General features: G+C 61.1%; 11 protein-coding genes. 3 read left to right on the top strand and 8 right to left on the bottom strand.

Annotation, left to right across the window (positions count from 1 at the left end):
• Positions 1–29 precede the first annotated feature (29 nt).
• The 4 genes from HCU66_RS06975 to HCU66_RS06960 form a co-directional block, all read right to left on the bottom strand.
• Positions 30–656, bottom strand: a complete 627-nt coding sequence (locus HCU66_RS06975) for an antibiotic biosynthesis monooxygenase (protein ID WP_205887780.1) — start codon at positions 654–656, stop codon at positions 30–32.
• Positions 649–1065, bottom strand: a complete 417-nt coding sequence (locus HCU66_RS06970; RefSeq protein WP_205887779.1) for a DoxX family protein — start codon at positions 1063–1065, stop codon at positions 649–651. Before HCU66_RS06970 ends, HCU66_RS06975 begins: the two co-directional genes overlap by 8 nt.
• 378 nt (positions 1066–1443) lie before the next feature.
• Positions 1444–1824: a DUF6124 family protein gene (locus tag HCU66_RS06965; protein WP_205887778.1), complete on the bottom strand. Its 381-nt coding sequence runs from the start codon at positions 1822–1824 to the stop codon at positions 1444–1446.
• Between the two features lie 365 nt (positions 1825–2189).
• Positions 2190–3113: a LysR family transcriptional regulator gene (locus tag HCU66_RS06960; RefSeq protein ID WP_205887777.1), complete on the bottom strand. Its 924-nt coding sequence runs from the start codon at positions 3111–3113 to the stop codon at positions 2190–2192.
• A gap of 399 nt (positions 3114–3512) precedes the next feature.
• On the opposite strand from HCU66_RS06960, the gene HCU66_RS06955 reads away from it, so the two are divergent.
• Positions 3513–3977 carry a helix-turn-helix domain-containing protein gene (locus tag HCU66_RS06955; RefSeq protein WP_205887776.1) on the top strand — a complete coding sequence of 155 codons (465 nt, stop codon included), beginning with the start codon at positions 3513–3515 and terminating at the stop codon, positions 3975–3977.
• Between the two features lie 16 nt (positions 3978–3993).
• On the opposite strand, the gene HCU66_RS06950 is transcribed toward HCU66_RS06955, so the two are convergent.
• Positions 3994–4818, bottom strand: coding sequence for an alpha/beta fold hydrolase (locus HCU66_RS06950; protein WP_205887775.1), 825 nt, complete (start codon positions 4816–4818; stop codon positions 3994–3996).
• A 32-nt stretch (positions 4819–4850) separates the two neighbouring features.
• Entirely contained in the window at positions 4851–5426 is a 576-nt protein-coding gene (locus HCU66_RS06945; protein ID WP_205887774.1) for a flavodoxin family protein, read from the bottom strand.
• Positions 5427–5769: 343 nt separating this feature from the next.
• Here HCU66_RS06945 and HCU66_RS06940 point away from each other — a divergent pair, with 343 nt between their 5' ends.
• Positions 5770–8574: an ATP-binding protein gene (locus tag HCU66_RS06940; RefSeq protein ID WP_205887773.1), complete on the top strand. Its 2805-nt coding sequence runs from the start codon at positions 5770–5772 to the stop codon at positions 8572–8574.
• Here HCU66_RS06940 and HCU66_RS06935 read toward each other — a convergent pair.
• Both HCU66_RS06935 and HCU66_RS06930 read right to left on the bottom strand, forming a co-directional pair.
• Positions 8539–10017 (bottom strand): ATP-binding protein, encoded by a 1479-nt coding sequence (locus HCU66_RS06935; RefSeq protein ID WP_205887772.1) that lies wholly within the window; start codon positions 10015–10017, stop codon positions 8539–8541. The two genes, HCU66_RS06940 and HCU66_RS06935, sit on opposite strands and share 36 nt — an antisense overlap.
• Before the next feature lie 185 nt (positions 10018–10202).
• Positions 10203–11153: a GlxA family transcriptional regulator gene (locus HCU66_RS06930; RefSeq protein WP_205887771.1), complete on the bottom strand. Its 951-nt coding sequence runs from the start codon at positions 11151–11153 to the stop codon at positions 10203–10205.
• A gap of 213 nt (positions 11154–11366) precedes the next feature.
• On the opposite strand from HCU66_RS06930, the gene HCU66_RS06925 reads away from it, so the two are divergent.
• Positions 11367–12089: a pirin family protein gene (locus tag HCU66_RS06925; RefSeq protein ID WP_205887770.1), complete on the top strand. Its 723-nt coding sequence runs from the start codon at positions 11367–11369 to the stop codon at positions 12087–12089.
• The last annotated feature ends 53 nt before the right edge of the window (positions 12090–12142 follow it).

The raw sequence follows: 12142 nt of genomic DNA, 5'->3' as shown, positions 1-12142 counted from the left end.
TCAGTGAAATGAAGCAAATAAGCGCCAGCTCAGCGCGGCGAATTTGCGTTGGATTCGAGGTGTTCCCGTGGCTGACTGGGCGCCAGCCACGGCGCAAACAAGCGAGTCGCGGCCGGCATGCACACGTACACCACCGACACCACGATGGTCACGGTGATCAGGAACGTGGCGACCAGGTAGTTGGAGAGAAAAGCGTTGAGTTTTAGCAGCGGCCCCCAGAGCAGCGGCACCAGCAAGGTGTGCGGCAGAATCACCAGCAACGACAGCACGGCCTGCTTCCAGCGCGGCGGTGGCGAGGCGGCATCGGCCAGCGGCGCGAACCAGAATTCGTTGACCGGGTTGACCTCGGTCTGATCGCCGTCGGCCAGCATCGGCGCGGCTTCATCGATCAACGCCTGACGTTGCTGCGAATCGAGCCAGCGCTGCATGGCCTCGGTGGAGCAAAAGCGCAGCACGCAGGTGAACATGTCCAGGCCACCGTTCTTGCCACGGATCACGTCCACGCCCAGATGTCCTTCCATGCGCCCCGCTACGCTGACGATGTTGCGCAACCAGGCTTCATAGGCCGCTTCGAAACCGGCCTTGACCCGGTGCTTGACGATCAGCGTCACGATCTCATCGGACCCCGGCGCTTTTTGAGTTTGGGCTTCAGACATAACGGAGCACTCCGGGCAAACGAACATTGAGCGCCAGCCGTCCGGGGCCGGCGATAAACACAGAGGTGAAGATGATCAACAACAGCCAGCCGAACTGCCCTTCGGCCACACTCCATTGCGGATGAACCACCAGCAGCGCCACCAGCAGCACAAACAGAATAGGCAAGCACGCCAACCGCGCCAGGACACCGGCGACGATCAACAGCGGGCACAGGACTTCGGCGAAAATCGCCAGGATCAGCGTGAGGTGGGCACCGAGGTGGAACGGGTCTTCGATCAGTTGCAACTGCGCATTGAAGTCCAGCAGCTTGGGCAAGCCATGCACCCACAGCAGGAACACGCTGCCGGTGACCCGCAGAAACAGCAAACCGAGGCTTTGCGCCTGTTCATTGCGTTGCGAAGCATTCATGGCCGCCCCCCTGTTCAATCATTGGCTTGAATAGTGCCGCCAAGGGGTGGGGAAAAATTGAATGTACGTGCTCTCTTTGCGGTACGAAGAGCTTAGGCTCAACGCCCCCCGTAAGACCCGTTGTGGCAAGAGAGTTTGCCCCTCGCCACGGGGTAATACTGTTCACTTAAGCCGTAATGCAATCTGTAGCAGCTGTCGAGCTTGCGAGGCTGCGTTCGGCTGCGCAGCAGTCGTGAGTGTTGATCGTTCCCACGCTCTGCGTGGGAATGCCTCAACGGACGCTCCGCGTTCGGCTCTGGAGGGGACGCAGAGCGTCCCGGGCTGCATTCCTTTGCTGCGCGTGGGAACGATCGACAGGGATCAGCGTATAAGATCAGGTTACAGGGCCGGGTCGGCCTTCAGCTCCAGACTATCCAGCGCCCGATTCACCGCCAATTCACCGAACATGATGAGCTGCGCGACGCCCAGGATCGTATTGCGCTGCGGCCCTTCCAGAAACCCGGCGCAGTCACTGGCGATCACCTTGGCCGAGGCAAAGGACTCGCAGGCATTGGCCAGTAACTCTTCGATGTCGATGTTGGGGGCGACGGTGTAAATCGTGCTCGGTTTGCGCGGGGGCTGTTTGGCGCCGTCGGGGTCGGACGGTTTGAGGTAGTGATCGAGGGCGCGTTCGGCGGCTTCGTTGAGTTTTTTGGGATCGAGGGGATCGTAGGGGGAAACATCGTCGGTTTGGGGCGGGTTAGGTGTGACCTTGAACATGGTGAAACTCCTACAAGAAATGGAGCCACCAAGACCTGTCGCTAAACAGGTAAGGGTGGCGGCTGCACGCAGGTTAGCGAACCGAGTGTAGGCGCCCGGCAGACCCGAAGGTCTCCCGCGCACAGCCGCCATGACATCAATCGCAGACATGAACAATCTGCAAGAGGGTTTGGAGCGCTGTTGCGCCTACAAAGGTTCGGGTCGCTAAATCCGATCGCTGATTCGTCAGCGACCGGCAAACGATAGAGCCCGCCCCCAAGGCACACAAGCCGGCGGATTCTGGCGCAATCGTAGGCAACGACGCAAGGATCTGTAGCTTTCAGGAAGTAACGCTAAACACCATTAAACACAGCCTTCGGCAGCGCCTACGGTGCCGGTATTTTCAAGGGTTCGGACATGAATTGACTGATCCGCGACCGCAGCCATTTCTCGGCAGGATCGTTGTCGTGCACCCCGCTCCAGGCCATCGACAGTTGCGCGGCGTCGATGGGAAACGGCGGATCTTCGGCGCGCAACCCACACCCCTCAACCAACGCGCACGCGGCGTAATCCGGCACGGTGGCGATCATCTCGGTACCGGCAAGCAGCGCGCGCAAGCCACTGAATTGCGGTACGCCCAGCACCACGCGGCGGGTGCGACCGACCTTGGCCAGATCCAGGTCGATGTTGCCGCTCAGATCACCGGAGAACGACACCATCGCATGCGGACGGGCGCAGTATTCGTCCAGCGTCAACGGCCCCGGGCGGTCATCGCCGCGCAGGACTTTGCAGGGGATGTCGCGCAGCTTCTTGCGCTTGGCATTGGCCGGCAGGTCGGTGGTGTAGCTCACCCCCACCGAGATTTCTCCCGACGCCAGTAACGCCGGCATCAACAGGTAATTGGCGCGGCGCACCACGACCACGATCCCCGGCGCCTCTTCCTGCAACTGGCGCAGCAACGGCGGAAACAGACCGAACTCGGCATCGTCCGACAACCCGATGCGGAACACGTCGCAACTGCTGGCCGGGTCGAACTCCTTGGCCCGGCTGACCGCGCCGGAGATGGTGTCCATCGCCGGTTGCAGCTCCTTGAGAATCGCCAGCGCACGCGCCGTCGGCTCCATGCCGCGACCGTTGCGCAGCAACAACGGATCGTCGAACAGATCACGCAGCCGCCCCAGCGCGGCGCTCACCGCCGGTTGGCCCATGAACAGTTTTTCGGCGACGCGGGTCAGGTTTTTTTCGAACATCAGGGCTTCGAAAATCACCAGCAGGTTCATGTCGACGCGGCGTAGATCGTTACGGTTCATGGGCGCGGTTCCCTTTTTGTGTTCAGCAGGCGCGAGGTCTGTCGGACTTTACTCGATGGCGCGGTGGAGTCCAGGGCGATTTTGAAGAATTCCCTGGCACCGGCCGGTGCCTTGGCCAAGGAGATCACCCTTGATCAAGCCAGAAAAGGCGCCCCTGCCCAGCCCGCTACGCGTCGTCAATCTTACATGACCGTGCGTCAGTGCGAATTGAAGCGATGTGCTCAGTTGGCGCATTTTTACCCTTAAGCCTGACTGCGGAATTAACAACGTTTAACTCGCAAGCCAAAGCCCTCGCGACCAAAAATGAAGCCTTCTGCACAGACTTGTTTTTTAGACAAAGGAATGTGCTGACCCACCGTGCAGCGCAACCGCGCGCGCCCATTGACACGGACATTGGCCATGGCTCATTTTCAGCAAACCGCGATCAGTGCGCGTGCCACTGAAACACGAAAAAAAGCCACGGGCGGTCTGAGTCCCTGGCGTGAAACCCTGGTCAAGCAGTTGATCCTCGATAACCTCGGTGCCCCCCTGGAAGTGACCGAACTGGCACGGGCCTGTGCCCTGTCGCGCAGTCATTTTTCCCGTGCGTTCAAGTGCAGCATCGGTGCTTCACCGCAGGACTGGATCCGACAGCAACGCATCGCCCGGGCCAAACAGTTGATCCGCAACACCGACCTGACCCTGACGCAAATCAGCCTGGAATGCGGCTTCTGCGATCAGGCGCATTTCTCTCATATTTTTACCCGCAGCGAAGGCATCACACCGTTTGCCTGGCGTTGCCGCGCCATGCGTACGCTTCCCTCTCTCAACAGCAAAAGATCGCAGCCTTCGCCAGCGCCTACAGGTGTTCACATAACCCTGTAGGCGCCTTTGATTTTGATCAGGCCTTGATGAACGCCAGCAGATCTTCGTTGAGTTGATCCTTGTGGGTATCGGTCAGGCCGTGCGGGGCTCCTGGGTAGACTTTCAACGTAGAGCCCTTGACCAGTTTCGCCGAGGCGATGCCCGCCGCTTCGATCGGCACCACCTGGTCGTCGTCGCCATGCACCACGAGGGTCGGCACGTCGAACTTCTTCAGGTCTTCGGTGAAGTCGGTTTCAGAGAACGCCTTGATGCAGTCGTACGCGTTCTTATGACCGGAAGCCATGCCCTGCAGCCAGAACCAGTCGATCATGCCTTGGGACGGTTTGGCACCCGGCCGGTTGAAACCGAAGAACGGACCGCTGGCCAGATCCTTGTACAGTTGCGAACGGTCGACCAAGGACGCCTGACGAATACCGTCGAACACTTCCATCGGCAAGCCACCGGGGTTGGCTTCGGTCTTGAGCATCTGCGGCGGCACCGCGGAAATCAGCCCGGCCTTGGCCACGCGACCGGTGCCGTGGCGACCGATGTAACGCGCCACCTCGCCGCCGCCGGTGGAGAAGCCGAACAGCACGGCGTTTTGCAGATCCAGATGCTCGATCAACTGCGCCAGGTCATCGGCGTAGGTGTCCATGTCATTGCCGAACCATGGCTGGCTCGAACGACCGTGACCACGGCGGTCGTGGGCGATGACCCGGTAGCCTTGGGAGGCCAGGAAGATCATCTGCGATTCCCAACTGTCGGCGTTCAATGGCCAGCCGTGGCTGAAGACGATCGGCTGACCGGTGCCCCAGTCCTTGTAGTAAATCTCGGTGCCGTCACGGGTGGTAAAGGTGCTCATTACGATTCTCCTGATGCATGGGTTTACGACGATTAACAAGAGGTTTGAGCCAGGCGTTCGGCCAGGCGCGCGACCCGCTCGCCCAAATGTGCGGCGGTGCGGCGGTCTTCCAGGGGCGGAGCAAATTCGGGGGATTGTTCGACGTTCGATTGGGCCATCGCCCCCAGCGAACTGCCGAGTCGGTTCAACTGCCCGTCGAACAGGCCGACGCTGCTGCGCGCTGGCAGCAGGTCGAGGCCGACCCAAATCATCGAGTGTTGGGCGGCGAACACCGCCATCTGCAGCAAGGTGTTGAGCTTGTCGCCACACAGGCAACCGGAGTTGGTAAACCCGGCAGCGAGCTTGTCGCGCCAGGGCTGGGCCAGGTAGAAAGAGGCGGTGGCCTCCATGAAGCCCTTGAAGGCTGCCGAAGCGCTGCCCATGTAGGTGGGGGCGCCGAAGATGATTGCATCAGCAAGGTGCAAGCGCTCCCAGTGGTCGTCCACGTCCTCCACCGGAATCAGCCGACAGGTGCTACCCAGGTGCCGTTCCACCCCCAGGCCCACAGCTTCGGCCATGACCCGGGTGTGCCCGTAACCGCTGTGATAGACCACCACCACGTTGCTCATTCCGGTTCCTCCAGAAGTGTTCGTCCTTTTTGCGGCACGCTTTTTGTTGCACTTTCTGTTGCAAAAAGGCCGATACCTTCGGCTACTTGAAGAAATGGATTTTTGAGCGTAGACCGGATCGGTACGAGTTAAACGTTGTTAATTTTCTGCCGTACACCCATGGCCCCGGCGTGCCGTTCACCGGCGCTGAGTCCAATAAATACGGGACCGCCGGGCACTGACGGCAAGGCCGCAGCCGTTGTACCTGCTGTCGAGATGTATGACGCCACGTTGCGCTACCGAAAAAACCTCAGGAATATGCCTGGATACCGCGTGATAGAAGGATGCAAGCAGGAGTGACCCGTTGACCCTTACCCCCGAACAGGCCATCCGTTTCGGCCCCTACCGGATCTACCCCGGACAACGCCTGGTGATGGAGGCCGACCAGCCCCTGCGCCTGGGCAGGCAAGCCATGGACATTCTGTTGGTCCTGCTGGAGCACGCAGGCCAGGTGGTGAGCAAACAACAACTGATCGCGCGGGTCTGGCCCAAAAGCGTGGTGGAAGACATCAATCTGCGCGTGCACATGGCAGCACTGCGCAAAGCCCTCGGTGACGGTCAGGCCGGTCAGCGTTACATCATCACCGTCGCCCAACGCGGCTACAGTTTTGTCGCGCCATTTTCCCTGGAATCCATCGAACAACGCCCCCAAAACGACGCTAATGAACCAGGCGGCCATAACCTGCCGGTGCGCCGGACTCGCATGATCGGCCGTCAGGCCCTGGTCGACAGACTGCTGGCGCAACTCTCACAGCAACGTTTCATCACCCTCGTGGGCCCCGGCGGGATCGGCAAGACGACCGTGGCGCTGCGCGTCGCCGAGCAACTGATCGGTCGCTATCGAGACGGCATTCGCCTGGTGGACCTGGCACCGATCAACTGCCCTTTGATGATCGGCGCGCACTTGGCGACAGCGCTGGGCTTGTCGTTGCATGACGCCGACCCCATGAACGGGCTCGCCACATGCTTGCGCGAACGACAGATGCTGCTGGTCATCGACAACTGCGAACACCTGATCGATGCCATTGCGTTGCTCAGCGAAAGTATCCTGCGCGCGGCGCCCCAGGTGCACATTCTGGCCACCAGCCGCGAGAGCCTGCGGGCCGAAGGCGAATGCGTGCAGCGCCTGGAATCGCTGGACTGCCCGCCGCCCGTCGCCGTGCTCGACCGCGCTCAGGCCCTGACGTTTTCGGCGCTGCAATTGTTTGTCGAGCGGGCGATGGCCAGCCATGACAGCTTTGAACTGAGCGAAGCCGAACTGCCGCTGGCGATTGAAATCTGCCGTCGCCTGGACGGCATACCGCTGGCGATCGAACTGGCAGCGGCGCAAGTGGGCAACCTGGGCTTGAGTGGCTTGCTGTCGCAACTGCAAGGCAGTTTTCGTCTGCTCACCCAGGGTTGCCCGACGACCCTGGGCCGCCATCAGACCCTGCGCGCCACACTGGACTGGAGCTTCGAACTGCTCAATGCCTGCGAGCAAACCTGCCTGCGCCGATTGGGGGTGTTCCGGGGCGGGTTTACCCTGGAGTCGGCAGCCGCCGTGATTGTCGGCCAGCACGTCGAGCCCGACGTGGTGCTTGCCTCTATTACCCAATTGGTGGCCAAGTCATTGCTGAACGTGGAAGTCGGCGACGAAGAAGTGTTCTACCGTCTGCTCGACACCACACGTAGCTATGCACTGGAAAAACTCGATCAGGCCCAGGAGCTGGCGGACACCCGCGAGCGTCACGCCGAACGCTGCCTGGCCTTGATGCAGCAGGCGCAGAGTGACTGGGACCACACCCCGAGCGAACGCTGGACCGAGCGTTACGCCCGCAGCCTGGAAGACATTCGTGCGGCGCTCGATTGGGGCTTGAATGCGCAAGGGTCGCAAGGGTTGGCCATCCGCCTCACCGCGACCTCGGCACCGCTCTGGCAAGAGTTGTCGCTGCTCAAGGAACACGGCCAGTACGTGCGCAAAGCCCTGGCGTTGGACGAAGCGATACGCCCGCCCTGCCCGCGTTTGACCATGGCCCTCATGCTCGCCCTCGGCAGTTGCTGCTACCACACCCTGGGCAGCAGCGCCGAAGCCGTCGAAGCGTTCGTCAGCGCCAGACACCTGGCCGAACTCTGCAACGATGTGGCCGGTCAGCTCAAAGCGATTTCCGGACACCTGGCGGTTGATCTCAGTCGCGGCCACTACCAACTGGCCCTGGAGCAGAGCCTACAATTCGAGCGGTTGAGGCCGCACGACGACGCAGTGACAGCCCTCAGCACCCAGCGCTTGCGGGTTCTGGCCCTGCACTTTGCCGGCGATCAGCCACTGGCGCGGGAGAACGCCGAACAGGTCATTCAACGCCTGGCCCAGTGCGGCCACCTCAACCGTTTCACCCATGGCTTTGGCGTGCAGTACGACCAGAGCGTGGCGGCCCTGACGATTCTGGCGCGCATTCTCTGGTTGCAAGGGCACCCGGAAAAAGCCTGGCACACCGCGCGACAGGCACTCGACATCGCGATGCAGATCAATCATGGCACGTCCATCTGCTACACCCTGGCGCTGTCCGGCTGCCTGATCGCCCACTACAACGGCGACACCCCGCTCGCCCGCGAGCTCCTGGCCTTGCTGCTTGAGCAGGCGAAGAAACATTCGGTGCTGCTGTTCTATAAGTGGGCCAAACATTACGCGCAGGTGATCGACGTTGCCGATACCCCCTCGCCCCCGCGACCAGACACCGGGTTGATCAAGGAAATCATGGTCACACTGGACAGCCGTTTCATCGATGATGCGTTGCTGGAGCGGGTCGAAAACGGCGCCGCGGGCTGGAGCACGGCGGAGATTCTGCGGGCCGGGGCAGACGCGTTACTGGCAGAGGATTGCCCGGGCAGCGTTGGCGCGGCCGAGGCGGTGCTGCTCAAGGCTTTGACCGTAGCAAAAAAACAGGGAGCGCTGGCCTGGGAACTGCGCAGCGCCACATCACTGGCCCAGCTATGGCAGCGTCAGGGCCACTTCCGGCAAGCCCATGAGCTGCTGGCGCCGATTTACCAGCGTTTCACCGAAGGCTTCGCCACACCGGACCTGATCAAAGTCCGGCGGTTACTCGACGAGTTGCAGCGCGACCTGCCCGCCTGATGCCCAGAAGGACCGACTGGTGTAGCGCTCATAACGCAGTTCGAAGGCGCGCAAGTAACCGCTGCGTTCGAGTTTCTCCAGGGCGTAGGTGCGCGTGGTATTGAGGAAACGGTAGCGGGTCACGCCGCTGCCCTGCTCCACTGACAAAAGCGATTTATTCGCCAGACTCTCCACCACGTTGACCAGGCTTGCGGGCAGCAGCATCGCGCCACTGATCACGCCAATCGCCGCGTCCAGGGTGAACGCCATCTTGAACACCGCCAAGCGCTGCAACACGATCTGCTCCAACGGGCTCAGCCGTTCATAGCTCCAGTCCAGCGCAGCCTTGAGACTCTGATGCCGTGGCACGGCGGTGCGTCGACCTTGGCTCAACAGTTGAAAACAGTTGCCGAGTTGCGCTTGCACCCCCACCAGCGCCAGCGCATCGATCTGCGCCGCCGCCAGCTCAATGGCCAGGGGCAGGCCATCGAGCCGTCGACAGATTTCGCGCACGGCATTGAGATCCTGTTGGCGCAGGGCAAACCCTTGCTGACGGGCTCGGGCGCGGCTGATCAGCAGCTGCACCGCTGAATAGCCCATGGCTTCGGCCACGCTATAAATCGCCGAGGCGGGTGGCACCGTCAGGGCTGGTAACCGCAGCAGCGTTTCCGTTGCCGCTCGTAGCGGTTCGCGACTGGTGGCGAGGATCGACAAGCGAGGCGCCGAGGCCAGCAGACCCTCGACCACTGTCCGACAACGTTCAAGCAGGTGTTCGCAATTGTCGAGCACCACCAAGGCGTGTCGTTGCGCCAGTGCCTTTGCGCCGACGTCCAGTTCCAGCGTGCACGACAGATGATCGACAAGCTGCGACGGGTCGTCGATGGCCGCCAGATCAACCATCCAGACGCCATCCCGATAGTGCTGCAACAGCAATTCGGCCACGCGTAACGCCACGGTGGTCTTGCCGATGCCGGCGGGGCCGACCAGGGTCATGAAGCGTCGAACCGGTAACTGCCGGACCACGCTGCCGACGATCGAATCGCGACCGGTCACCGGTGTGAGTCGCGCAGGCAGGTTGTGTTGCGGCTTGTGCAAGGTTTCGACCAGCACCGGCGTGCCCGTACGGTCGTGCTGCACCGGGGCGATGAAGCTATAACCTCGCTGGGGAATATTAACGATATAGGGGTGCCCGTTCGGCATATCGCCAAGTGCCCGACGCAGGGCGGCGATGTGTACGCGCAGGTTGATTTCCTCGACCACCGAGGTCGGCCAGACGCGGGCAATCAACGCCTCTTTGCTGACCACCGCACCGGCGTGTTCGACCAGCATCTGCAAAATATCCAGGGCCCGCCCACCCATGCGCAGCGGTCGATCCCCCTCCAGGATCAGCCGCTGATGCAGGTGGAATGCGTAGGGCCCGAACCGCAGCACCGTGTCGCTGTGTATATTTCTGAAGCTGTTCATGCACGTTCAAGCGCTGAAAACCTGGCCCCGGCTCAAGGAACTGCAAGCTCCATCGAACCCCATCCAGGCTCCCGCACCTCCAAGAAAAAGAGTTCACGGGTATCTTGGCAGGCATGGGTGAGGGTACAACGGCCATGGGAGGAGCGTCACGGCCATCACGGTGCGCGTGACGGACACCAGGGACTCTAGCTGAACTGTTCGCGGTATTGAGTGGGCGTCAGGCCGAGCTTTTCACTGAACAGAAAACGCATGTGCCGCACGCTGCCGAAGCCACTTTTATAGGCCACGGTCTTGAGCGGCAGCTCGCTGGTTTCCAGCAGGTTCCTGGCGTGATCGATGCGCGCGCTTTGCAGAAACTCCATCGGCGTCATGTTCACTTCCCGGGCGAAAACCCTGGCGAAGTGGCGTGCACTCATGTTCACCAGACTGGCCATGCGCTCGATGCTGAACGCTTCGTCAAGGTGTTCGAGCACATGGTTCTGCACCCGGGTGACCGGCGTTTCCTGGGGAGCCACCGCGGCCATCAATGGACTGAACTGTGCCTGCCCGCCCTGGCGCTTCATCACCACCAGCAGCACTTTGGCCACGTCCTGAGCGACTTTCTTGCCGTGGTCCTGGGCAACCACCGCCAGCGCCAGGTCGATGCCGGCGGTGACACCGCCGGAGGTGATGAGGTTGCGATCCTGCACGAAAATCTGATCGGTCTCGACGACAGCCTTGGGGAAGCCCTTGATCAGTCGCTCGGTGTAATGCCAGTGGGTGGTCACGCGATACCCATCCAGCAACCCGGCATGCCCGAGCACGAACGCCCCGGTGCAGATCGAACCATAACGGTGTGCACGGCTGACGGCGCCCTGAAGCCAGTCGAGCAGCGGCGGATGCTTTTCGTTGTAGGCCCCCGGCCCGCCCGGCACCAGCAACACGTCATAGTGTCCGTTCGCCTGATCGATGTGCAGATCAGCCTGGACATTGACGCCGTTGGAAGCCCGCAATGCACCCTGCTCGGTGCCAATGGTCTGCAGCTCGTAACGGTCCGCCGGTTGCAGATAACGATTGGCGATGGAAAACACCTCCATGGGGCCGGCCATGTCGAGCAGGAGAAAGTCTGGGAACAACACCATTGCCACGGTTTTCATGGATCGGACATCACTGTAATCAAAGTCATCGGAACGTAGCGTCAGTACTGAACATTATCGCTGATTGTAACAATAAGGATACGTGAACCTACCCACACAACTGTCAACCTGACAGGGACAGTTTTTCAATTTTCATCTACTTACCGCACCGAAAGGTAAACATTAACCTTCTCCTCACTCGGACGAATTCACGTCCTGACAGGAGATTTCATCATGCTGACCCTTCGTAAAGCTTCGGATCGCGGCGCGGCCAATCACGGATGGTTGAAGTCGTTCCACACCTTTTCTTTCGCCAACTACCGCAACCCTCGGGAGCAGGGTTTTTCCGACCTGCTGGTGATCAACGACGACCGCGTGGCGGCCGGAAAAGGCTTTGGTCAGCACCCGCACCGCGACATGGAGATATTCTCCTACGTGCTCGAAGGCGCACTGGAACACAAGGACACCTTGGGCACCGGTTCGGTGATCCGCCCCGGTGACGTGCAACTGATGAGCGCCGGCAGTGGCGTGGCGCACAGTGAATACAATCACTCCTCGACACGCCCGGTGCACTTCCTGCAAATCTGGATCGTGCCTGACGTCGGCGGCGCCAAACCGCGTTACCAGCAAGAGCACTTCAGCACGCAGAAAAAACGCGGACGCCTGCAACTGATCATCTCCCCGGACGGGGCCAAGGGATCGCTGAAAGTCCGGCAGGATGCGCGGGTGTATGCCGGCCTGATCGACGGCCAGGAAAGCGCCACGCTGGAACTGGCCGCCAATCGCTACGCATATGTGCATGTGGCACGCGGCAGTGTCGAGCTCAACGGCATGCCGTTACAGGAAGGCGATGGCGTGCGGGTTCGCGAAGAACAGGTGCTGACCTTGAGCAACGGCGTGGATGCCGAGGTGCTGGTGTTTGATCTGCGGCCGCAGGAGTTGCCGCAAATGCCATAACCCCATCGTCCCAACGCCTGTAGGAGCGGGCAAGCCCACTCCTACAGCTCCGT

This window comes from Pseudomonas frederiksbergensis, from assembly GCF_017114915.1.
GTDB classification, from domain to species: Bacteria; Pseudomonadota; Gammaproteobacteria; order Pseudomonadales; family Pseudomonadaceae; genus Aquipseudomonas; species Aquipseudomonas frederiksbergensis_I.
The sequence above is the reverse complement of the archived record's forward strand: the minus strand, read 5'-3'. Positions and strand labels throughout refer to the sequence as shown.

Coding starts and splice junctions, on each gene's coding strand:
- HCU66_RS06965 (WP_205887778.1), bottom strand. CDS start 1,824: ATGTTCAAGGTCACACCTAACCCGCCCCAAACCGACGATGTTTCCCCC.
- HCU66_RS06930 (WP_205887771.1), bottom strand. CDS start 11,153: ATGAAAACCGTGGCAATGGTGTTGTTCCCAGACTTTCTCCTGCTCGAC.
- HCU66_RS06975 (WP_205887780.1), bottom strand. CDS start 656: ATGTCTGAAGCCCAAACTCAAAAAGCGCCGGGGTCCGATGAGATCGTG.
- HCU66_RS06925 (WP_205887770.1), top strand. CDS start 11,367: ATGCTGACCCTTCGTAAAGCTTCGGATCGCGGCGCGGCCAATCACGGA.
- HCU66_RS06970 (WP_205887779.1), bottom strand. CDS start 1,065: ATGAATGCTTCGCAACGCAATGAACAGGCGCAAAGCCTCGGTTTGCTG.
- HCU66_RS06960 (WP_205887777.1), bottom strand. CDS start 3,113: ATGAACCGTAACGATCTACGCCGCGTCGACATGAACCTGCTGGTGATT.
- HCU66_RS06935 (WP_205887772.1), bottom strand. CDS start 10,017: ATGAACAGCTTCAGAAATATACACAGCGACACGGTGCTGCGGTTCGGG.
- HCU66_RS06945 (WP_205887774.1), bottom strand. CDS start 5,426: ATGAGCAACGTGGTGGTGGTCTATCACAGCGGTTACGGGCACACCCGG.
- HCU66_RS06955 (WP_205887776.1), top strand. CDS start 3,513: ATGGCTCATTTTCAGCAAACCGCGATCAGTGCGCGTGCCACTGAAACA.
- HCU66_RS06950 (WP_205887775.1), bottom strand. CDS start 4,818: ATGAGCACCTTTACCACCCGTGACGGCACCGAGATTTACTACAAGGAC.